Source organism: Pseudomonas sp. DCB_AW (assembly GCF_026240895.1).
GTDB lineage: Bacteria > Pseudomonadota > Gammaproteobacteria > Pseudomonadales > Pseudomonadaceae > Aquipseudomonas > Aquipseudomonas kermanshahensis.
On record NZ_JAPFCE010000056.1, the window covers coordinates 1 to 22,038 of the forward strand.

The following is a 22,038-nucleotide window of genomic DNA, read 5'->3' on the forward strand; positions in this document are numbered from 1 at the left end:
AGGCCGCTCCTACAGGCACCGCGATCCCTGTAGGAGCGGCCTTGTGCCGCGAATGGGCCGCAAAGCGGCCCCGGAATATCACTCAGAACGCTTGATCAAACGCTCAATACGCGCATCCAGCCGGCGCTTGATTTCGTTCTCGATATGCGGGGTAAAGTCATTGATCACGTCTTGCATGATCGCCTGCGCCGCGGCGCGCAGCTCGCTTTCCAGGTGCAGCAAGGTGTCCTGGCGGCGGGTTTGCGAGTCTTCCTCGGGGGCTGTGGCGATCGGCTCGACGGCCGACACGGGGTTGCCGGCGGGTTCGTCCAGCAACAGTGGAATCTGCTCCACCGTCTCGGTCAGCAGCGGCGGTTGCAGGTCGGCGTCGCCAAGTAACTGGCGGATCGACTCGAGGTCATCGAGCAGATGGGCGGAGTCGGGCAAAGGGGAGGGCTTGTCCATCGTCGTCAAAGTCGCTGTAAGCGGTGGTCTTGCAGAGCATAGCCCTGTTCGCGGTAGAAACGGAACCGCTCACGGGCCGATTGGCGGATGCCTGGCTCCTCGACGACGATCTCGGCCACCCGTTCGAACCGGCCGACGAACGCAGGCACGCCAGCGCCCAGATTGATCAGCAGGTCGCTGTGTTGCCCAGCATCCTCGGCAATCCCTAAGGCCACCGTGGCATCCGCGTGCAATTCCGCGAGGTCGTGGGGCACGAAGGCTTCGCCCTTGAAGTGCCAGAGGCGTTGGTCCAGTTCGCTGCGCTGTTCGGCATCCTGGCAATGCAGGTAGACCCGGTGGCCGAGGCGCCAGGCTTTTTCGCACAGTTTGCAGGCGAAATCGAGCCGCGCCGACAAGGCGTCGGTGGGCAGGATATAGAAATCGACTTTGCTCATGGTGGTCTCTGCCGGCCGGTGGCGCGCAAGGCGCCACCGGCCTCACGGCATCAGGCGCCAGCGCGGTCCAGCAGGTACTGGGTCAGCAGCGGGACCGGGCGGCCAGTGGCGCCCTTGTCCTTGCCACCGCTGATCCAGGCCGTGCCGGCGATGTCCATGTGCGCCCAGTTGTAGGCCTTGGCGAAGCGCGACAGGAAGCAGCCTGCGGTGATGGTGCCGGCCTTTGGCCCACCGATGTTGCCCATGTCGGCGAACGGGCTGTCCAGTTGTTCCTGGTACTCGTCGAACAGCGGCAGCTGCCAGGCACGGTCGTCGGCGCGCTTGCCGGCATCCAGCAGTTGGCCGACCAGGTCGTCGTTGTTGCCCATCAGGCCCGAGGTGTGGCTACCCAGTGCGACGATGCAGGCGCCGGTCAGGGTGGCGATGTCGATCACCGCCTGGGGCTTGAAGCGTTCGGCGTAGGTCAGGGCGTCGCACAGCACCAGGCGGCCTTCGGCGTCGGTGTTGAGGATTTCGACGGTCTGGCCGCTCATGGTGGTGACGATGTCGCCCGGGCGGGTAGCGCCGCCGCTCGGCATGTTTTCAGCGCAGGCCAGCAGGCACACCAGGTTGATCGGCAGCTGCAGTTCGAGCACCGCACGCAGGGTGCCGAACACGCTGGCGGCGCCACACATGTCGTACTTCATCTCGTCCATGCCGGCGCCTGGCTTGAGGCTGATGCCACCGGTGTCGAAGGTGATGCCCTTGCCCACCAGCACAAACGGCTTGTCTGCTTTCTTGCCGCCTTGGTAATTGAGGACGATCAGGCGTGGCGGCTGGTCGCTGCCCTGGCCCACGGCGTAGAACGCGCCCATGCCCAGGTCCTTGATCTTCTTCTCGTCGAGCACTTCGACCTTGAGCCCTTTGTGCGCCTTGCCCAGCTCCTTGGCCTGTTCGGCGAGGAAGCTTGGGTGGCACAGGTTGGGCGGCAGGTTGCCCAGGTCGCGGGTGAAGGCCATGCCGGTGGCAATCGCCGTGGCGTGCTTGACGGCACGCTCAACCTCGGCCAGGCCGGCCTTGTCGGCCAGCAGGGTGACCTTTTTCAGGGCGCGCGGCTCGGCTTTCTGGCTTTTGAAACGGTCGAACACGTATTCGCCGTCTTGCAGGGTCTCGGCCAGCAGGCGGTACTTGCCGTAGTGGGCGTCGCGGTTGCTGACGGCGATATCATCCAGGGCGAGCACGGCGTCGCCACCGTTAAGGCCTTTCAGGACGCCGGCGACGCTGGCCACCAGTTTGCGCCAGGCGCGGTCGCCCAGGGCTTCGTCCTTGCCGCTGCCAACCAGCAGCACGCGTTCGGCCTTCAGGCCTGGCAGGCTGTGCAGCAGCAGGGTCTGCCCCGGTTTACCGGCCAGGTCGCCACGTTTGAGCACGGCGCTGATGGCACCTTCGCAGGCGTGGTCGACGGCCTTGGCAATAGCGCCGAGCTTGCGGCCTTCACCTACCGGTACAACCAGCGTGGCGGTTTTTACGGATGCAGCAGCTACGCTTTTTACAACCAGTTCCATGTCAGGGTCCCCGAATGATCGATACAGTTGGCGCTTTGCATTCAAGCGCTCTGGGCGGGCCAGGCCGCGTGGTCGCGTACCCGTGGAAAAGCTGCCAGTTTGAGCCTGCGGCCAGCGTGCTGACAACCCTGTTTTGCGGCTTCATGCGCGGCCAAGTGACAGGGGCGGTCAATCACAGGATAATGCGCGCACTTTACATGGAGGTTCGCCTGTGGCGAACCGACATTGGTCTTGGCTGTACTAAGTCATTGTTTGGCGCCAATGTTTGGCAGTCCGCCCTGACAACCCAGGAGTGTCTGGTTTGATCGTCTTTCGTTATCTGTCCCGCGAGGTCCTGGTGACCTTGAGCGCCGTCAGCGCCGTGCTGCTGGTGATCATCATGAGTGGGCGTTTCATCAAGTACCTGGCCCAGGCGGCGCAGGGCGTGCTCGACCCGAGCGTGCTGTTCCTGATCATGGGCTTCCGTCTGCCGGGTTTCTTGCAACTGATCCTGCCTTTGGGGCTGTTCCTCGGCATTTTGCTGGCTTACGGCCGTTTGTACCTGGAAAGCGAAATGACCGTGCTGTCGGCCACGGGCATGAGCCAGCAGCGCCTGCTGGGCCTGACCATGGCGCCCGCCGCCCTGGTGGCCTTGCTGGTTGCCTGGCTGAGCCTGAGCCTGGCGCCCCTGGGCGTGGCCCAGGTGCAGCAGATCATCAGCCAGCAGGATGCCCTGACCGAGTTCGACACCCTGGTGCCTGGGCGTTTCCAGACCCTGCGTGATGGCTCGCGGGTGACCTACACCGAGCAGCTGTCGGACGACCGCATCAACCTTGGTGGCGTGTTCATCTCCGAAAAACGCTTCAACCAGGACAAGACCAAGGACCGCGCCCCGTCGGTACTGGTCGCCGAAAAAGGCCACCAGGAAGTGCAGGCCGATGGCAACCGCTACCTGGTGCTGGAAAACGGCTACCGCTACGACGGCAACCCTGGCCAGGCCGATTACCGCGCCATCAAGTACGACACCTATGGCGTACTGCTGCCCAAGCCTGAAGTCAGCGAGGAAGTGACCGAGCGCGAAGCTATTCCGACTTCGCAATTGTTCGGCCAGGAGGGCTTGCGCGAACGCGCCGAGCTGCAATGGCGGTTGTCGTTGCCGATCCTGGTCTTCGTCGTGACCCTGTTGGCAGTGCCGCTGTCGCGGGTCAACCCACGCCAGGGCCGCTTCCTCAAGTTGCTGCCGGCGATTCTTCTGTACATGGCCTACCTGACAATGCTGATTTCCGTACGCGGCGCCCTCGAGAAGGGCAAATTGCCGATCGCCCTGGGCATGTGGTGGGTGCACGGCCTGTTCCTGCTGATCGGGCTTGGGCTGATGTACTGGGAACCGCTGAGCCTCAAACGCGCTGCCCGTCGTGCGGAGGTGGCCCGTGGTTAAACTGGATCGCTACATCGGCATGAGCGTGCTCATGGCCATTTTGGCCGTGCTGGGGATCATCCTCGGCCTGGCCTCGCTGTTCGCCTTCATCGATGAGATGAGCGACCTGAGCGACACCTACACGGTGATGGATGCCGGCTGGTTCACGCTGCTGACCGCACCGCGCCGTTTGTATGACATGTTGCCGATGGCGGCATTGATTGGCTGCCTGATCGGCCTGGGCAGCCTGGCCAGCAGCAGCGAACTGACCATCATGCGCGCTGCCGGTGTTTCCATCGGCCGCATCGTCTGGGCGGTCATGAAGCCGATGCTGGTGCTGATGCTGGTGGGCGTGTTGATTGGCGAGTACGTGGCGCCGGTCACCGAAAACAAGGCCCAGGCCGACCGTTCCCTGGCCCAGGGTGGCGGTGAGGCGCAGAGCTCCAAGCGGGGTATGTGGCACCGTCAGGGCGAAGAGTTCGTGCACATCAACGCCGTGCAGCCCAATGGTTTGCTGCTGGGTGTGACCCGCTACCGTTTCGACAGTGAGCGCAAGATCGTCACCTCCAGCTTCGCCCGCCGGGCGCAGTACAACGACGACTACTGGCAGCTCAGCGATGTCAGCACCACGTATTTCCGTGGTGACCACACCGAAGTGGTGAAGACACCGGAAGAGCGCTGGGACGTTTCGGTTACGCCGCAACTGCTCAATACCGTGATCCTGGCGCCGGAATCGCTGTCCATCACCGGCTTGTGGGATTACATCCACTACCTGTCCGACCAAGGCTTGAACAATGCCCGCTACTGGCTGGCGTTCTGGACCAAGGTGTTGCAGCCGGCCGTGACCGCGGCACTGGTGCTGATGGCGATTTCCTTCATCTTCGGCCCCCTGCGCTCGGTGACCCTCGGCCAGCGGGTATTCACCGGTGTGCTGGTGGGCTTCGTGTTCCGCATCGCCCAGGACCTGCTAGGCCCTTCGAGCCAGGTGTTCGGCTTCCCGCCGTTGCTGGCGGTCGTGATACCGGCCGGGATCTGCGCGCTGGCAGGGTTGTGGTTACTCCGCCGAGCGGGTTGAGGGTTTGATCGATGTGCAAAAGCCGACCTAAGGGTCGGCTTTTTTGAGGGTTCAATTCTGGCTTTAGGCGTGTGCTTAACCTTGGCCTGTAGGAGCAGCCTTGTGCTGCGAAGAGGCCGGTGACAGCGCAATCAATCTTGGCTGCTGTCACGGGCCTCTTCGCAGCACAAGGCTGCTCCTACAGAGACGGTGGCGGCATTGAAGAGTGTGCGTAACTGCGCGTCATTTCTTCTGCTTCGGCACCCGCACCAGCTGTGTCTCCGAATAGATGTCATGCCACCCGCGTTTGCGCTTGTCGATCAACGCCCAGAAAAACCCCAGCCCCAGGCACAGCCACGACGCGATCGAGACCACGAAGCGCAACAGTGCCTGCCACAGGCTGATGGCACTGCCATCGGCATTCTGCACCCGCACGCCCCACACCTGCATGCCCAGGGTTTGCCCGCCGTGGGTCCAGAACTTGGCAAAGAAACCAAACAGCGCGAACACCAGGATCGTCGACAACAACGGGTCGCCATCCAGCGCCCCGGCATCGGTCAGCTCACGCATGCGGGCCTCGCCGATAATTGCCATCTGGATCATCTTGTAAGCGCCCGCCGTCACGATCAGCAGGGCAGTGCACAGCAAAAAGTCATAGAACATCGCCGCCAGCCGGCGGCCTAGCCCAGCGGGCGGGAAGTCACCCTGGGGCAAGAGGGGAGGCTTGGACATTACGCTGCAGCTCCAGATGGCAAAGGCCCATTTTAGGGAACTGCGGGCAAAAAAAAGCCCCTGCGCGTCAACGCAGGGGCTCTTTTTTAGGGATTATCAGGCTTCTGGCTGGACTTCGTCAGCCTGCATGCCTTTTTGGCCTTGAACGGCTACGAAGGTAACCTTCTGGCCTTCTTTCAGGCTTTTGAAGCCGTTGCCTTGAATGGCACGGAAGTGTACGAACAGATCCGGACCGCTCTCTGGAGTGATGAAACCGTAACCTTTCTCGTCATTGAACCACTTGACGGTACCGTTCTGACGCGTTGCCATTTTCTTATTTCCTATAAATCTATTAATTGATAACAGTTACTTTCACATCGTTATTGAATGAAAGCTTACTGGGCTGGGTTGCTGGAAAGTAAGAGACGTCGAACGGGTTGTAGCAGATTGCGGCTACTGGCCCAGGTCACGAACTGTTGCGACCCATGCAAACACAGTGCAGTGACTCTACGCCAACTCCTGCGCGAAAAACAAGCCCTTGCTCGTCAGGAAAACAGGGCTTTTGCCGATAGCCGAACAATTTGTCGCAAACGGCATGGCGCCTGGGCTGGCGCCATGTTCGTTCGTTATTGAACAGGTTCGAAATCGAATAGGACGAGCCTGTTCACCGACCTCATGTTCTGCATTCAGCCACGGTAGTAACGTTGCGGCACGAAAGGCATTTTGCTGACTTTCAAGGCAACCTTCTTCCCGCGTACCAATGCAAACAGTGGGGTGTCTAGCGCGCCATGTTCGATATCGACATAACCCATTGCAACCGGTGCGCCAAGTGTTGGGCCAAAGCCACCACTGCAGACTTTGCCTACTGGGTTATCGGATGCATCGACAATCTCTGCGCCTTCTCGTACCGGTGTACGATCTTGCGGCAGCAAGCCGACACGCTTTTGTTTTACACCGTGCTGCTGCTGGCCAAAGATGATGTCAGCACCGGGGAAGCCGCCAGCGCGCTCACCGTCGGCGCGGCGCACTTTCGAGATGGCCCACAGCAGGCTGGCCTGAATCGGCGTGGTCTCGGTGTTCATGTCGTGGCCATACAGGCACAGGCCGGCTTCCAGGCGCAGCGAGTCGCGCGCACCCAGGCCGATGGGTTGCACTTCGGGCTCGGCCAGCAGGCGGCGGGCCAGGGCGTCGGCGGCGTTGGCCGGCACCGAAATTTCGTAACCGTCTTCACCGGTGTAACCCGAGCGGCTGACGTAGCAGTCTTCGCCGAGCAGGGTGACCGGGCGGAACTGCATGAAGGTCATGCCAGCCACTTCCGGGGCCAGGCGTTGCAGCACCTTGACCGCCGCCGGGCCTTGCAGGGCCAGCAGCGCGCGGGCCTCGAACAGTGGCTGAATCTCGCAGCGGCTGCCGATGTGTTTTTGCAGGTGGGCCAAGTCCTGGTCCTTGCAGGCGGCGTTCACCACCAGGAACAGCACGTCATCGCCCAGGTTGGCGACCATCAGGTCGTCGAGAATGCCGCCTTGTTCATTGGTGAACATGGCATAGCGCTGCATGCCCACTGGCAGGTCGATGATGTCCACGGGCACCAGGCTTTCCAGCGCCTTGGCAGCGTCGCTGCCGCGCAGGGTGATCTGGCCCATGTGCGAGACGTCGAACAGGCCTGCCTGCTCGCGGGTGTGCAGGTGCTCCTTGAGCACGCCCAGCGGGTACTGCACCGGCATGTCATAGCCGGCAAACGGCACCATGCGCGCGCCCAGTTCGAGGTGCAGGGCGTGCAGCGGGGTCTTGAGCAGTGTTTCGGACATCAGTGACTCCTTGGTGTTGTTATTGGGTCAACACTCGATGATGTTGACGGCCAGACCGCCGCGGGCGGTCTCCTTGTATTTGCTTTTCATGTCGGCGCCGGTCTGGCGCATGGTGCGGATGACCTTGTCGAGCGAGACGAAGTGCTGCCCGTCACCGCGCAAGGCCATGCGCACGGCGTTGATCGCCTTCACCGAGCCCATGGCGTTGCGCTCGATGCAGGGCACCTGCACCAACCCACCAATCGGGTCGCAGGTCAGGCCCAGGTTGTGTTCCATGCCGATCTCGGCGGCGTTCTCGACCTGTTGCACGCTACCGCCCATGACTTCGCACAGGGCTCCGGCGGCCATCGAGCAGGCCACGCCCACTTCGCCCTGGCAGCCAACCTCGGCGCCGGAGATGGAGGCATTTTCTTTGTAGAGAATGCCGATGGCCGCTGCCGTGAGCAGAAAGCGCACCACGCCGTCTTCGCTGGCACCCGGTACAAAGCGCATGTAGTAGTGCAAGACCGCTGGGACGATGCCCGCGGCGCCATTGGTGGGTGCGGTGACCACGCGGCCGCCGTAGGCGTTCTCTTCGTTTACCGCCAGCGCGTAGAGGTTGACCCAGTCGAGCACCGACAGCGCATCGCGCAGGCTGGCTTCCGGGTGTTGGCTGAGCTGTCGGTACAACGCCGGTGCCCGGCGCTTGACCTTGAGCCCACCCGGCAAGATGCCTTCATGGCGGTAACCGGCCTCGACGCAATCCTGCATCACCTGCCAGATACGCAGCAGGCCGGCACGGGTCTCGGCCTCCGGGCGCCAGGCCGCCTCGTTGGCCAGCATGACCTGGCTGATCGACAGGTGTTGCGCGGTGCAGTGCCCGAGCAGCGCCTTGGCGGACTTGAATGGGTAGGGCAGCGGCGTGCTGTCCTCGACGATACGGTCGTGGCCGGCAGCGTCCTCGTCGACCACGAAACCGCCGCCTACCGAGTAGTACTCGCGGCTGCGGATCTGCAGGCCGGCGTGGTCGAAGGCGCGGAAGATCATGCCGTTGGGGTGGTAGGCCAGTGGCTTGCGGATCATTGCCAGGTGCTGCTTTTCGACGAACGCGATGTCGTGTTCGCCGAGCAGGCGCAGGTGGCCGCTGTCGCGGATGGCCTGCAGGCGGGCGGGGATGGCTTCGGTATCGACGGTATCGGGGTGCTCGCCTTCCAGGCCGAGTAACACCGCCTTGTCGCTGCCGTGGCCTTTACCCGTGGCGCCGAGCGAGCCATAAAGCTCGGCCTTGACGCTGACCGTGCTGGCCAGCAGGCCGTCGCGGCGCAGGCCTTCGGCAAAACGTGCGGCGGCGCGCATCGGGCCGACCGTGTGGGAGCTGGAGGGGCCGATGCCGATCTTGAACAGGTCGAAGACGCTCAGTGACATGCTGCTTCCTCCAGGTAAGGCTTGAAGGCGACACTGGACCCTGTGGGAGCGGGTTTACCCGCGAATGCGTCAGTGAGTCCACAATTGCATTCGCGGGTGAACCCGCTCCCACAAGTCAGGCAGTGGGCCGATGAGCTATCAGGCGTCCTGGTAGCTCTCGATCGACGGGCAGGCGCAGACCAGGTTACGGTCGCCGAACACGTTGTCGACCCGGCCGACAGGTGGCCAGTACTTGCTTTCCACTAGGCTCGGCAGCGGGTAAACCGCCTGTTCACGGCTGTAGCCGTGGGCCCATTCGCCAACCAGCTCCGCTGCGGTGTGCGGGGCGTTTTTCAGTGGGTTGTCGTCCTTGTCCAGGCTGCCGTTCTCGACGGCGCGAATTTCTTCGCGGATCTGGATCATCGCGTCGCAGAAGCGGTCCAGCTCTTCCTTGGACTCGCTTTCAGTCGGCTCGATCATCAGCGTGCCGGCCACCGGGAAAGACATGGTCGGGGCGTGGAAACCGAAGTCGATCAGGCGCTTGGCCACGTCGTCGACGCTGATACCGCTGGTGTCCTTCAGCGGGCGCAGGTCGAGGATGCACTCGTGGGCAACCAGGCCATTACCACCGGTGTACAGAACAGGATAGTGCTCTTCCAGGCGGCGGGCGATGTAATTGGCGTTGAGGATGGCCATTTGCGACGCGCGCTTGAGGCCGGCACCGCCCATCATGCGGATGTACATCCAGGTGATCGGCAGGATGCTGGCGCTGCCGAACGGTGCGGCGCACACCGCGCCCTGCGGGTTCTCCAGCTGCGCGTGGCCGGGCAGGAACGGCGCCAGGTGCGACTTGACGCCGATCGGGCCGACGCCCGGGCCGCCACCACCGTGCGGAATGCAGAAGGTCTTGTGCAGGTTCAGGTGCGAAACGTCGCCGCCGAACTTGCCAGGGGCACACAGGCCGACCATGGCGTTCATGTTGGCGCCGTCGATGTAAACCTGGCCGCCGTTGTCGTGGATGATCGCGCAGATTTCGCCGATCGCTTCTTCGAACACGCCGTGGGTCGACGGGTAGGTGATCATGATGGCGGCCAGGCGCTCGCGGTGTTCGATGGCCTTGGCGCGCAGGTCCTCGACATCGACGTTGCCACGGGCGTCACAGGCGGTGACCACCACACGCATGCCCGCCATGTTCGCGGTCGCAGGGTTGGTGCCATGGGCCGAAGACGGGATCAGGCAGATGTCGCGGTGGCCTTCGCCGCGGCTGCGGTGGTAGGCACGGATGGCCAGCAGGCCGGCGTACTCGCCCTGAGAACCGGCGTTGGGTTGCAGCGACACCGCGTCGTAACCGGTGGCGGCGCACAGCATGGCTTCCAGCTCGGTGGTCATCTGCAGGTAACCCTGGCTTTGTTCAGCCGGGGCGAACGGGTGCAGGTTGCCGAATTCGGCCCAGGTGACCGGGATCATTTCACTGGCAGCGTTGAGCTTCATGGTGCACGAACCCAGCGGGATCATGCTGCGGTCCAGCGCCAGGTCCTTGTCGGCCAGGCGACGCAGGTAACGCATCAGCTCGGTTTCGCTGTGGTAGCGGTTGAACACCGGGTGTTCGAGGATCGCCGACTGGCGCAGCAGGTTGGCCGGCAGCAGCGAGCCCGTGCTGGCCGCGAGGGCGGCGAAGTCCGGTTGCGGTTGGTCGCCGGCCAGCAGTTGCCAGAGCGCTTCGACATCCGCCTGGGCGGTGGTCTCGTCGAGCGACAGGCCGACGTGGCCAGCGTCGACCTGGCGCAGGTTGATGCGCTGGTCACGGGCTTTGGCATGCAGGCTGGCGGTGGCTTCGCCGGTGGCCAGGGTCAGGGTATCGAAGGCGCTGTCGCCGACGACCTGAACGCCCATGGCCTTGAGGCCGGCGGCGAGGATGGCGGTCAGTGCATGGGTGCGTTGGGCGATGCGCTTGAGGCCGGCTGGGCCGTGGTACACGGCGAACATGCTGGCGATGTTGGCCAGCAGCACCTGGGCGGTGCAGATGTTGCTGGTGGCCTTCTCGCGGCGGATGTGCTGTTCGCGGGTTTGCATGGCCAGGCGCAGGGCGGTCTTGCCGAAGCGGTCGATCGACACGCCGACCAGGCGGCCCGGCATGTCGCGCTTGAAGGCATCGCGGGTGGCGAAGTAAGCCGCGTGCGGGCCGCCAAAGCCCAGTGGCACGCCAAAGCGTTGGGCGCTGCCGATGGCCACGTCAGCGTCGAACTCGCCTGGCGGGGTCAGCAGGGTCAGGGCCAGCAAGTCGGCAGCCACGGCCACCAGGGCGTTGGCCGCGTGGAAGCGCTGAACCAGGTCGCGGTAGTCGAACACCTCACCGTTGCTTGCCGGGTACTGCAGCAGTGCGCCGAAGAAAGCGCTGACATCGGTCAGTTCACGTTCGTCGCCAACCACCACGTCGATGCCCAGCGGCTCGGCACGGGTGCGCAGCACGTCGAGGGTTTGCGGGTGGCAGTGGCTGGAAGCGAAGAAGGCATGGCTGGCCTTGTTCTTCGACAGGCGCTTGCAGAAGGTCATGGCTTCGGCGGCAGCGGTGGCTTCGTCGAGCAACGAGGCGTTGGCGATCGGCAGGCCGGTCAGGTCGCTGATCAGGGTCTGGAAGTTCAACAGCGCTTCCAGGCGCCCCTGGGAAATTTCCGGCTGGTAAGGGGTGTAGGCGGTGTACCAGGCCGGGTTTTCCAGCAGGTTGCGCAGGATCGGTGCCGGGGTGTGGGTGTTGTAGTAACCCTGGCCGATGTAGCTTTTGAACAGCTGGTTGTTGCCGGCGATGGCTTTCAGCGAGGCGAGTGCGTCGGCTTCGCTCTGGCCGTCTTCAGCACCGAGCACGCTGGTGCCCTTGATGCTGTCGGGGATGACCGCGGCGGTCATGGCGTCCAGGGAATCGAACCCCAGGGTGGCGAGCATGGCCTGTTCGTCAGCGGCGCGTGGGCCGATGTGGCGGGCGATGAATTCGTTGGCGGTGCCGAGGTTGATGGTCATGGTGCGGTTCCTCAGGCGTCGTCGTTGGCTTTGAGCAGGCGGTCGTAGGCGTCCTGGTCGAGCAGGGCGGTCACTTCGCTCATGTCGGCCGGGTTGAAGCGGAAGAACCAGCCTTCACCCATCGGGTCTTCGTTGACCAGTTCCGGGCTGCTTTCGAGCTGGCCGTTGACCTCGACCACTTCGCCGGTCAGCGGCATGTACACGCCGCTGGCGGCCTTGACCGATTCGACGGTGGACGCTTCGCTGCCTTTCTCATATTGCTGCAACTCTGGCAGTTGCACGAAGACCACATCGCCGAGGGCGTTCTGGGCGTAGGCGGTGATGCCCACGGTGACGCTGCCGTCAGCTTCGACGCGCAGCCATTCGTGATCTTCAGTAAAACGCAACTCGCTCATGGGAAATCCTCGAAAAGCAGGGCGGTAGGCGTGGTCAGCCACGCACTTGTTGGATTTCCTGTAGCAAAAATGTGGCCAATAAAATAAAACGCTTATAAATCAATGGCTTGATCGATTATCGAAATGCTCGTGAATACGAGGCCGGAATGAAATCGATACAGAAGGTCCACGGCCCAAATCGCCAGTCGTGGCAAACCCTTATAGATACAGATCGGTGTGGGTGTGTATTGATTCCATTACGATGTATTGAAATCAATACACACACGTCATCTAAGCCTAGCGGTCGGCACCTGGCTCAGGCTGGCGACGCTTGGCGCTGTTGCAGGCGCACCGTCAGCATCCCCGACAGCGAGATCAGCCAGAGCACCAGGAACACGCCCGCGATCGCCAGGTTGGACGCCAACGGCAGCGCACTGACGATGCCCGACGCCAGCGACCCGAACACCAGCATCAGGCAGCCTTGCAGGCTTGCCGCTACGCCTGCGCGGTCGGGGAACAGGGACATGGAGCGGGCCATGGCGTTGGAAAAGATAAAGCCCTGGCCGAACGCGACAAGCATGATGCCACCCAGGATGCTGATCAGGTTCAGCCCAGCCGGCATGGCGGCGATGCTCAACACGCCGAGCAGGAACAGCAGCATGCCCGTCCACATCAGCGTGGCCGCCTGGACCCTACGGATCAACGCGCGATTGACCAGCGTCCCGACCAGATAGCAACTGCCCACCGCCAGTGCCGTGGTGCCGAAGTACTGTGCGTCATGGCCCAGCCGTTCCTGGACGATATGCGGGCCAATCACGTTCCACAGCAGAAACGCCGAGAAACTTGCCCCCAGCACGATGACCGAAGAACGAAAGCGCCCGTCAGCCAGGATGCACCGGTAGCCCACCAACGTTTGCATGGCACTGCGACGGGCAGTGGCGGGCAGCGATTCCTTGAGCCCAGCCAGGACGAACGCCATCACGATCACGGCGTAGACCGCATACAGGACGAAATTGTAGCGCCACCCCAGGTAGACCTCGATCATGCCGCCCACATAGGGTGCGATGACGGGCCCGAGGCCGAACGCCAGGCTCAGGTAAATGATCGCCACATAGAAGCGCGGGCCCTTGACGATATCGACCAGCAAGGCACGGGCAACCACTTGGCAGGCACCGATTGCAAAACCTTGCAGTGCGCGGGCCACCAACAGCATTTCGATGGAGGTCGAGAAGGTGGCCAGCAGGCTGCCGCTGAGGAACAGCGCCAGGCCCAGGATTACCGCCGGCCTGCGCCCGCGCGCATCGGTCATGATGCCGAAAAATAGCTGGCCGATGGCATAGAACAGCAAGGTGATGGTGATGGTGTTTTGCATGAGCGACGGGCTGGCGCCCAGCTCATGCCCGATTGACGGCATGCTCGGCGCATACAGGTCGATGGCGATCCCCCCGACGCTGTTGATCAGGGGCGCAAGGAACACGATGAAATTCTCGTAACGCTTGTTTGCGTTCATGGTTACCTCCAGTGCTCCGGGCACGGCCATGCCCGGAGCCAGATGTGGTCAGGCGGATGCCTGGCAGGTGAAATGCGGCTGGCTCAGCGCCAGGGCGGGGGCATTGCCCCAGGTACTCGGTGCAGACAGGCGCGAAGCCACCACCCGTGGTCCGTGTTCGTAGTAGTTGCCCCAGTTGACGCCAGGGTCCTTGAGCCTGCTGCGGTCGGCACCGCCCAGGTCCTCAAGGGTGTCCACCAGGGGGATCAGCAGCTGGCGCACCTGCTCGGTCGCGGTCAGCACCACCAAGCCGAAATTTCGCAGGGCCAGTGTCTTGATCACGTTGTTGAGCAAGTACTTCCCAGCCCCACTGCCGCTATGAAACGAGGCGAAGGCGCCCACTTCGGCAATGCGTGCCCGATCGATGTGGTAGCGCTCATCCAGGCTTTGATCCAGGTAGTACTCGCTGAACAGCTTGCCGGAATCGCCGTAGCTGATCCCCGCACAGGCATAACCTGGAGCCCCACCGTTGGCGCCGGTCAGGCAGACGAACAGATCGGGCTGGGGCTCTGGCGTCGCGCCATAGTGCTTGAGGTAGTGGGCACGAACCGCTTCCTGCAGGCATCGGTAGCCAGGTCGGCCTTTGTAGAAATTACGCACGATGTACATGGTGGCTTCCTCAGGCGTACATCTGGTCGATGAACCGCGCTTCGATCTCGGCCCTGCGTGGCCGCCCCGTGACGGTGTAGAACTGATCACGGAAGGTGGCGATGTCAGCGATGACGCGAATCTGCCTGACCCTGGCAAAGTCGGCGAGCCGGTGCTCCAGGCGCGCCATTTCCTGGCGGACCGAGTCAGCGCAGGCGCTGCTCAAGACGATGGCGCAGGGCTCGTCCTTGCCTTCGCCCATGACGATCATGTCGTCAACCAGGGCGCTCTCTTTGTAGACGTTCTCGACCCATTCAGGCGAAATGTTGCGTGCGGTAGACAGGATGATCACGTGCTTCTTGCGGCCGGTGATGTACAGATAACCGTCGCGAAATTCGGCGATATCGCCGGTATGCAGATACCCGTCGGACAGGTCGCAGGCAGTATCGTCGGCGTTGTAGTAACCGGCGCAGAGGGTCGGCGTGCGGACCAGCAATTCACCGTCGACCAGCTTGGGTTCGATACCATCGAGCAGTGTGCCTGCCGAGCCGATACGCCGTTGCGCCGGTGAGTTGAGCGAAATGATCGAAGAGTTCTCGCTCAGGCCATAGGCTTCGAACACCTGCACGCCGTGCGCTTCCAAGGCTTGCAAAACCGTTACCGGAATCTTCGCGCCGCCGGTGATGATGTGCGGGCGTTGTGGCCCGAACAGTTCCTCGACCGAGCAGTGCTCGAGCAGCAGGTTGGCCTCTTCCAGCAGCTTGGGCGGCAGGTACAGGAAGTTCGGCTGGTTGGGGGCTATCAACTGCAGGTACTGCCGTGCGTTGCCGCTGGCTGCGCCGTATTCGGTCATGCCTTCGGGCATGAGGGTCAAGGTGCCGCCGGATAGAATCGGGATGAACACCCCCAGCACCTGCTCGATCAGCAAACTCATGGGGACAATCGAGAAGTAGTGCAGCGGCTGTTGTGGCAGGCGCTTCATCACGTTATCGACCAGCAACCCGACGGCCTCGTCGCGGATCATCACACCTTTGGGTTTGGAGGTGGTGCCGGACGTGTGGATGATCGAAACAATGCCGTCCGGGATGAGCTCGTCCTCCTGGCGCCATTCATCACCAATGGTCTCGTGCATGAGTTGCGCGGGAATGAAGCACGCCTTGTCCGGCAAAATAGCGTGCAGGCGGCCGGCGGTTTGCTCATCGCTGACGAACACTGCCGCCGCCTTGCCGAGCAGGCTGCCGATCTGGTCGTCGGAGAACTCGATGGGCACCGGTAGCAACACACCGCCTACTTTCTGAATCGCCAACAAGGTGTACACCCACTCGTAGCAAGAGCGCATGGCGATGCCGAACACTTTGCGTTCGCAGCGGCCAACCCGCCCCTCGAGGGCACTGGCCAGTCGCATCACGTCACGGCGCAATTCGTGCAACGTGTAGGCGCGACCGTTCATTTCCTTGATCACTACGCGGTCGGGGGTGGCGGCCAGGTAGTCCTGCATTTTTTGGCTGATCATTGGCCGATACCTCCAATGCGGTAGCTTTGCGCGCCGAAGATGCGCCGTGAGGGGTCATCCAGGCGTCGGCGACCGTGCATCACCCGGGTGTTGTCGATTACCACCAGGTCGCCCTTCTGCCAGAAGTGGCTATAGGTATTGCGGGCGGTGACTTCTTTGATTTCGTCCCAGATATCCAGGGCGATATCTTCACCATCGGCCCAGGTGATAAGCGGCGGTTCATAATTGACGCTGGGGCCGAGCATTGAATTGCAGAACGCTTTCTTGCCGCTGAAGCAACTGGTTTCAACCGCGGAAATAACCAGTTCGGACGCAATCAGGTTCTGATCGATGCGACGGTAAGTTTGGCCACTGACACGTTGATTGACCTGGTGCAAATGCTCGTCGGTAATGTCATCGATGGGCAGTTGCAGTTCAATGCTCAGAAAACGTTTTACATTGTTCCAAGGGATGCGCCGGCTGTAACGAATCTCACGGTTCTCAAAACACTTTCGGGTTTTCGAAGACAAGTCGAACAGTACGCGTTGGCCGTCGCACAAGGTCGTCTCAGAGCCCACGGCTGCTGGCTCCAGGCAGTAGAACCACTGCAGGTCGGGGTTGAATGGCAAGTTACCGTTCTCACGGTGCAGCCCCATTTCATTCACACCGGCCTCGATTTCTGCCGTGTTGGACGTGGCGGCTTTGCGGGCCGGGTCGAATGTCACGCGGGCGGAATGCGCACTGACGAAGTCGTTGAAGTCCGGCAGTGTATCGGCAAAGTCGCGGTAGATAATTGCGCCACTGTGGGCGAGGTCTTCATACAGTGTTGCACTGTTGATTGAATCGCCTACCCGCAGGTCGCGGTCGACGGCATAGATACATTCGAAACCGTAGCACGGTGTCGGTTGTCGATAGAACGGAAACACCGTGGGTTGTACGTGCGCCAGCATGACTTATTCCTCCGTGAACTGTGGGTCAGGTAGAACACCGCTACCCGATGACCTCACAGTAAGTGAAAAGAACAAGCTGCTGGTTTTAAGAAATTTAAATGCGATGGGAAAATTTAATAAAGCGGGTCATCGTTCCGTCAACAGCGTTTGCGCCACCGCTTCGACCAGTGCGCGCAGGCTGGAAATATCCTTGCTGTCGCTGCGGTCGCGCGACCAGATCATGTCGAGGGTGAAACTGGGGAACCCCAGTGGCGGTTTGCACACCTTAAGCCCAGGCGCGATGCGCAGGTGCGGCAACAGGCGTGCGGGCAGTGCCACCGTGGCGGGCACGGCGGCCACGATATTCACGCAGGCCTGATAGCCGTTGGCGCGCACCAGCACGTTGCGTGATCGGCCAACCTTGTCCAGCCAGCTGTCGACCATGTTCTTTTCCGATATCCACGGTGTCGGGAACACATGGGGCGACGCACAGAACTCGTCCAGGCTCATGGCCTCTTCACTGGCCAGCATGCCTTGGCTGGTTACGCACACGAAATCATCGCTGAGCACGGGTTGCCACTGCAGCTCGGGGTGCATCTGGTGATAGCCGGGGCCAAAGCCGATGGCAATGTCGATGTCGCCTGAAATCAGCCGGTCCACCGGCAGGTCACGGCTCAAGCGTTCGAGGTGCAGCGAGGTATTGCCGTGGGTACGTGACAGTACCGCCAGCGCCTGCGGCAAGAAGGACAGTTCGAAATACTCGGGCGCGCAGATGCGCCAGATCTTGCGCTGTGCTTGTGGCGAGACGCTGCTGTCGTCCTCGGCACAGCGGTTGACGGACTCGACCACCACGCGCAGGTACGGGGCAATCTTTTCCGCTTTGGTGGTGGGTTTCAGCACCCCTTGCGACGACGAGAACAAGGTGTCGTCGAAGCACCCGCGCAGGCGCTTCAGGCAATAACTGACGGTGGGCTGGCTGACATTCATCAATTCGGCAGTCCGCTTGGCGCTGCGCAGTTCGAGCAGGTTGATGAACACCACGATGTCCTGCAGATCCAATTGCTTCAGGTAATTGCTGTGAAGCATGAAAATTCCTCCTGAATTTTCCAGTTCATTGCCTGGGCGCACCCTCACCTGGCAGATGAGCGAGCATTTGCTTCAACAGCTGAGCGAAGTGTGCTCGCTGCTCGGCGCTCAGGGGGGCCAGTACCAGCTCCTGGATCTCAGTATGGGTAAGGACGGCCTTATCAATCAATGCCTTGCCCTGTGCTGTGAGGGCCACCTGGGAGCTGCGCTTGTCGTTATTGTCGGCAATGCGCTCGACCATGCCGGCGCTTTCCAGTCTCGCCAAGCGGTTGGTCATCGCGCCGGACGTTATCAGCAGCGAGCGATACAGCTCGGTTGGCGTCAGGCGGTAGGGCGCCCCCGCACGGCGCAAGGTTGCCAGGACATCGAATTCGCCCTCCTTGAAACCATACTGCGCCAGGGCTTCTGCACGCATGCGCTCCAGGTGCTTGCTGATACGCGCCATTCGGCCAAAGATCTCCATGGAGGAAACATCCACGGAAGGCATCGCCTGCGCCCACTGCGCGACGACGAAATCGACATGATCGTTCATTGCTGCACTCATCGTTCAACCTGGAAATGTGTAACCAGTGCACCTTCTGAACCCCCGCACCTTTTAACAATCTTAACGTTAAGCTATCTTGGCGCGGTGAAGCTCAAGGATCAGGAGGCAGCATGGCTTTTTTCATACATGGACAGCATCGTCACTATTATCATGACACCGGCTCCGGTAGCCCTGTACTCCTGCTGCACGGGTTGGGCAACAGCGGCAGGGCGTGGATGCCGCAGCTCAGCGCGCTGCTCGGCCTCGGGCACCGTGTCATCGTACCCGACCTGCTAGGGCACGGTGCATCCAGTGATGCACCCGAAGGCATCACCGCGCACGCCCAAGCCTTGGAGATGCTGGCGCTGCTGGACCACCTTGGGCTCGACAGCATCCAGCTGATCGGCTTGTCCCTGGGGGGCATGGTGGCCCTTGAGATGGCCTGCCATGCACCTCACGCCGTAGAGAAACTGATCGTTGCCGGCACCTTCGCCAGCATGAGCACAGCGCATCGCCGAGGGCTGCTCAGCGAGTGGGCGGCCGCCTTGGACAAGCAGGATGGTTGCCTCAAGCGCTTCAAATCGAGCTGGCCTGCATTGGTGGGTGCGGACTTCGCCGCCTCGCCCGATGGTCAGCGGCTTTACCAGGCGTGGCACGCCCAGGCGGCGCAGTTACGGGCGCACAACCAGGTCCGCTGGTGCGAGGGCATGAAGCAGTACGACCTGACTGGCGATTTGCAACGCATTCAGGCTGCCACACTGGTGCTCGCCGCAGAGTTTGACCCGATCAGCCCCAGCGCCGAGGCCGAAACCATCTGCAGCAACATCGGTCACGCTCGCCTGGCCACCCTCGCTGGCGAGGGGCACGTATTCAACGTACCACTGGCACAGGCATTCAACCAGGTAACCGGTGCGTTTCTGCAGGAGCCCCTCCATCATGTCTGATACCCCCAACAAAGCCTGCGTCGGGTTGCTGGCGATATTGATCGGCTTGAACCTGCGGCCGGTCATGGCTGCCATCGGCCCGCTGCTGCAGTTGCTGCAGCACGACCTGGGGCTGAGCAATACCCAAGCCGGCCTGCTGACAACCTTGCCGGTGATGATGATGGGCCTGTTCGCGTTGTCCGGCCCCTGGCTGCTGCGTCTGGTCGGTGAGACCACGGGCGTGGCGACAGGCATCGTGCTGATTGCGCTGAGCTGCGCTGCACGCGCCTACGTCAGCACTGCCGAAGCGCTCATCGCCACGGCGGCACTGGGCGGTATCGGCATTGCGATCATTCAGGCGCTGATGCCAGCGTTCCTCAAAGGCAGCCATCCGCAAAGTGCCGGCATGCTGATGGGGTTGTTTACCACCGGCATCATGGCGGGCGCCGCGTTGGCCGCCGCCACGGCAGCACCCGGCGCGAGCCTGTTCGGCTGGCAACTGTCGTTGGGCTACGCTGCCGTCCCGGCATTGGTCGCCCTGATCGTCTGGCTGTTGCTAGCGCGTGGTACCCCTGGCGGACAGGTGGCGGCCACATTGCCCTACCGCAGCGCGAGGGCCTGGCTGCTGTTGCTGTTCTTCGGCATTGGCACAGGTGCCTACACCTTGGTGCTGGCCTGGTTGCCGCCGTTCTACATCGAGTTGGGGTGGACGGCGGCCGAGGCGGGTTACCTGCTGGGGGCACTGACCGTCACCGAAGTGCTCGCCGGGTTGCTCGTGTCATCCTTGATCCAGCGCTTTCCTGACCGCAGGCACCCCTTGGTGTTGGTCATTTTGTTGTTGATAGCAGGGTTGGCGTGCCTGATGGTCGCGCCGGTAGCGTTGGCGGCCGTGGCGACGGTATGCCTGGGCCTGGGCATTGGGGCGCTTTTCCCTCTCTCGTTGATCGTTGCCATGGACCACGCGGATTCACCGTCCAAGGCCGGTGCGCTGTTGGCGTTCGTGCAAGGTGGTGGGTACCTGATCGCCGCCAGCATGCCACTGCTCGCCGGTATCGTGCGTGACCAGCTCAGCTCATTGCACTGGGCTTGGGCGGTGATGATGATCGGTGCCTTCGTGCTGCTGGGGTTGAGCACCCTGTTGCGTCCGGTTGATAACCTTCGGGCTGTTCAACAGGCCTCATGACTTTCCGGGTATACCGTACTTGCGCAGCCGCTGCGCAATGGCGGTATGCGAAGTCTGCAGCCTGCCGGCCAATTGCCGTGTTGAGGGGTAACTTGCATACAAGCGCTGCAAGAGTTCCCGCTCGAAGTCGCCCACAGCCTGCTCCAGGCTCGCCACTTCGCCGTCCTGGCCGCGGGCCACCGAAGTGCCGGCGATGTCCAGGTCGCCAATGTCCACCAGGTTGCCTTCGCAGATGGCCGCAGCGCGGAAAATCACGTTCTGCAACTGCCGCACGTTGCCTGGCCATGGGTTGGCAAGCAGCGCCGAGTGGGTGGCTGGGGTAAGCCGGCAGGGTGGGCGCTGGATCTGCGTGCAGGCCTGCTGCATGAAGAAGTGCGCCAGCATCAGGATGTCCTGGCCACGGTCGCGCAGCGGTGGCACCTGCAGGTTGAGCACGTTGAGGCGGTAGAACAGGTCTTCACGGAAGGTGCCTTCGGCCACCATGCGCTCCAGGTCGCGGTGGGTGGCGCTGATGATGCGTACATCCACCTTCACCTCACGGTCGCCACCCACGCGACGGAAGCTGCCGTCGCTGAGAAAACGCAGCAGCTTGGCCTGCAGGTAGGGCGACATTTCGCCGATCTCGTCGAGAAACACCGTGCCTTGGTTGGCCAGTTCCATCAGCCCCGGTTTGCCACCGCGTTGCGCACCGGTAAAGGCGCCTGGGGCATAGCCGAACAGCTCGCTCTCGGCCAGGCTCTCGGGCAGCGCGGCGCAGTTCAGGGCAAGAAACGGCGCGGCATGGCGGCTGCTGATGGCATGGCAGGCGCGGGCCACGAGCTCTTTGCCAGTGCCGGTCTCGCCATGTACCAGCAAGGGTGCGTCGAGGGCCGCCACGCGCAGGGCACGGGCTTTGAGGGTACGGATGGCCGGTGACTCACCGAGCAAGGCATCGAAGCCTTCGGCGTGGTCATGGTGCAAGGCCGACAGGCGCTCGCCCATGCGCGTCGGCGGGTACAGGGTTAGCAGGCCGCCGGCGTTGGTGATGGGGGTGGCGTCGAGCAGCAGGCTCTGGCCATTGAGCTGCATCTCGCGCATTGGCAGGTGGAAGTTGTTGTCTTGCAGGGCCTGAAGCAGGCCGTTGTCGCCGAACAGTTCACCCACCGAGCGCCCGGCCGACTCGCGCCCGCACAGGGCAATCAACGCCGGGTTGGCCAGCAGCACCAGGCCTGCGCTGTCCACCGCCAGCACCGGGTCGCTCATGGCCGCGAGCAGGGCGTCGAGCTGCAGGTGGCGGCGTTGGCCCGGGAGGATGTCGACCACATCCACCGACTGCACGCCCTGCACTTCGAACAGGGCGTCGTGCAACTCTTCGAGCACGGCGGGGCTGAGGGTCGGGGCGTCGATGTAGACGTTCGGCGGGACCATCTCCACGGCGTCCAGATTGAGGTTGCGGGCACCGAGCAGGGCGAGGACTTCCTGGGTGATGCCGACGCGGTCGATGAAGCTGACGTGGATGCGCATGGGGAGGGTTGCGGTGATGGCCGGGGAGGGCGCTAGTATGCCTTAACATTGCCGGGGCCGCTTTGCGGCCCATTCGCGACGCAAGGCCGCTCCTACAAA

Annotated in this window: 20 protein-coding genes; 4 read left to right on the forward strand and 16 right to left on the reverse strand. The window is 62.5% G+C overall.

Annotated features, from left to right (window positions below; translation table 11 throughout):
- Positions 1–78: 78 nt before the first annotated feature.
- The 3 genes from OO306_RS22055 to OO306_RS22065 are packed head-to-tail and all read right to left on the reverse strand — an operon-like array spanning position 79 to position 2,422.
- Entirely contained in the window at positions 79–444 is a 366-nt protein-coding gene (locus OO306_RS22055) for a DNA polymerase III subunit chi (protein ID WP_265969910.1), read from the reverse strand.
- 5 nt (positions 445–449) lie between these two features.
- Positions 450–878, reverse strand: coding sequence for a DNA polymerase III subunit chi (locus tag OO306_RS22060; RefSeq protein ID WP_265969911.1), 429 nt, complete (start codon positions 876–878; stop codon positions 450–452).
- Positions 879–928: 50 nt separating this feature from the next.
- Positions 929–2,422, reverse strand: a complete 1,494-nt coding sequence (locus tag OO306_RS22065; protein ID WP_265969912.1) for a leucyl aminopeptidase — start codon at positions 2,420–2,422, stop codon at positions 929–931.
- A gap of 301 nt (positions 2,423–2,723) precedes the next feature.
- Between OO306_RS22065 and lptF the strand changes: the two genes are divergently transcribed.
- Both lptF and lptG read left to right on the forward strand, forming a co-directional pair.
- Entirely contained in the window at positions 2,724–3,839 is a 1,116-nt protein-coding gene (gene lptF, locus OO306_RS22070; protein ID WP_027595632.1) for an LPS export ABC transporter permease LptF, read from the forward strand.
- Positions 3,832–4,893 (forward strand): LPS export ABC transporter permease LptG, encoded by a 1,062-nt coding sequence (gene lptG / locus OO306_RS22075; RefSeq protein WP_265969913.1) that lies wholly within the window; start codon positions 3,832–3,834, stop codon positions 4,891–4,893. The genes lptF and lptG overlap by 8 nt, the downstream gene beginning before the upstream one ends.
- A gap of 222 nt (positions 4,894–5,115) precedes the next feature.
- Here the strand turns inward: lptG and OO306_RS22080 are convergent, their stop codons facing one another.
- The 12 genes from OO306_RS22080 to OO306_RS22135 form a co-directional block, all read right to left on the reverse strand.
- Positions 5,116–5,604, reverse strand: a complete 489-nt coding sequence (locus OO306_RS22080) for an RDD family protein (protein ID WP_027595634.1) — start codon at positions 5,602–5,604, stop codon at positions 5,116–5,118.
- 96 nt (positions 5,605–5,700) lie between these two features.
- Positions 5,701–5,913 (reverse strand): cold-shock protein, encoded by a 213-nt coding sequence (locus OO306_RS22085; RefSeq protein ID WP_265969914.1) that lies wholly within the window; start codon positions 5,911–5,913, stop codon positions 5,701–5,703.
- A gap of 356 nt (positions 5,914–6,269) precedes the next feature.
- Positions 6,270–7,394, reverse strand: coding sequence for a glycine cleavage system aminomethyltransferase GcvT (gene gcvT, locus OO306_RS22090; RefSeq protein ID WP_265969933.1), 1,125 nt, complete (start codon positions 7,392–7,394; stop codon positions 6,270–6,272).
- A 24-nt stretch (positions 7,395–7,418) separates the two neighbouring features.
- Complete coding sequence (locus OO306_RS22095) at positions 7,419–8,795, reverse strand: L-serine ammonia-lyase (protein ID WP_238210336.1); 1,377 nt, start codon at positions 8,793–8,795, stop codon at positions 7,419–7,421.
- Positions 8,796–8,933: 138 nt separating this feature from the next.
- A complete protein-coding gene (gene gcvP, locus OO306_RS22100) occupies positions 8,934–11,789 on the reverse strand; it encodes an aminomethyl-transferring glycine dehydrogenase (protein WP_265969918.1) in 2,856 nt (951 codons plus the stop codon).
- Between the two features lie 11 nt (positions 11,790–11,800).
- Positions 11,801–12,184 (reverse strand): glycine cleavage system protein GcvH, encoded by a 384-nt coding sequence (gcvH, locus tag OO306_RS22105; RefSeq protein WP_085272669.1) that lies wholly within the window; start codon positions 12,182–12,184, stop codon positions 11,801–11,803.
- Between the two features lie 295 nt (positions 12,185–12,479).
- Positions 12,480–13,673: a multidrug effflux MFS transporter gene (locus OO306_RS22110; protein ID WP_099428409.1), complete on the reverse strand. Its 1,194-nt coding sequence runs from the start codon at positions 13,671–13,673 to the stop codon at positions 12,480–12,482.
- Positions 13,674–13,721: 48 nt separating this feature from the next.
- A complete protein-coding gene (locus OO306_RS22115) occupies positions 13,722–14,321 on the reverse strand; it encodes a thermostable hemolysin (protein ID WP_027595641.1) in 600 nt (199 codons plus the stop codon).
- Between the two features lie 10 nt (positions 14,322–14,331).
- Positions 14,332–15,813 carry an AMP-binding protein gene (locus OO306_RS22120; RefSeq protein ID WP_265969921.1) on the reverse strand — a complete coding sequence of 494 codons (1,482 nt, stop codon included), beginning with the start codon at positions 15,811–15,813 and terminating at the stop codon, positions 14,332–14,334.
- Positions 15,810–16,742 (reverse strand): TauD/TfdA family dioxygenase, encoded by a 933-nt coding sequence (locus tag OO306_RS22125; protein WP_265969922.1) that lies wholly within the window; start codon positions 16,740–16,742, stop codon positions 15,810–15,812. The genes OO306_RS22120 and OO306_RS22125 overlap by 4 nt, the downstream gene beginning before the upstream one ends.
- Positions 16,743–16,868: 126 nt before the next feature.
- On the reverse strand, positions 16,869–17,807 hold the full coding sequence (locus OO306_RS22130; protein WP_265969924.1) for a LysR family transcriptional regulator: 939 nt from the start codon (positions 17,805–17,807) through the stop codon (positions 16,869–16,871).
- 25 nt (positions 17,808–17,832) lie between these two features.
- Complete coding sequence (locus tag OO306_RS22135; RefSeq protein WP_099428413.1) at positions 17,833–18,339, reverse strand: MarR family winged helix-turn-helix transcriptional regulator; 507 nt, start codon at positions 18,337–18,339, stop codon at positions 17,833–17,835.
- A 122-nt stretch (positions 18,340–18,461) separates the two neighbouring features.
- Here OO306_RS22135 and OO306_RS22140 point away from each other — a divergent pair, with 122 nt between their 5' ends.
- Both OO306_RS22140 and OO306_RS22145 read left to right on the forward strand, forming a co-directional pair.
- Positions 18,462–19,274: an alpha/beta fold hydrolase gene (locus tag OO306_RS22140; protein WP_186703518.1), complete on the forward strand. Its 813-nt coding sequence runs from the start codon at positions 18,462–18,464 to the stop codon at positions 19,272–19,274.
- Positions 19,267–20,436, forward strand: coding sequence for an MFS transporter (locus tag OO306_RS22145; protein ID WP_265969927.1), 1,170 nt, complete (start codon positions 19,267–19,269; stop codon positions 20,434–20,436). Before OO306_RS22140 ends, OO306_RS22145 begins: the two co-directional genes overlap by 8 nt.
- Here the strand turns inward: OO306_RS22145 and OO306_RS22150 are convergent.
- Complete coding sequence (locus OO306_RS22150) at positions 20,431–21,939, reverse strand: sigma-54-dependent transcriptional regulator (RefSeq protein WP_027595647.1); 1,509 nt, start codon at positions 21,937–21,939, stop codon at positions 20,431–20,433. The two genes, OO306_RS22145 and OO306_RS22150, sit on opposite strands and share 6 nt — an antisense overlap.
- Positions 21,940–22,038: the final 99 nt, after the last annotated feature.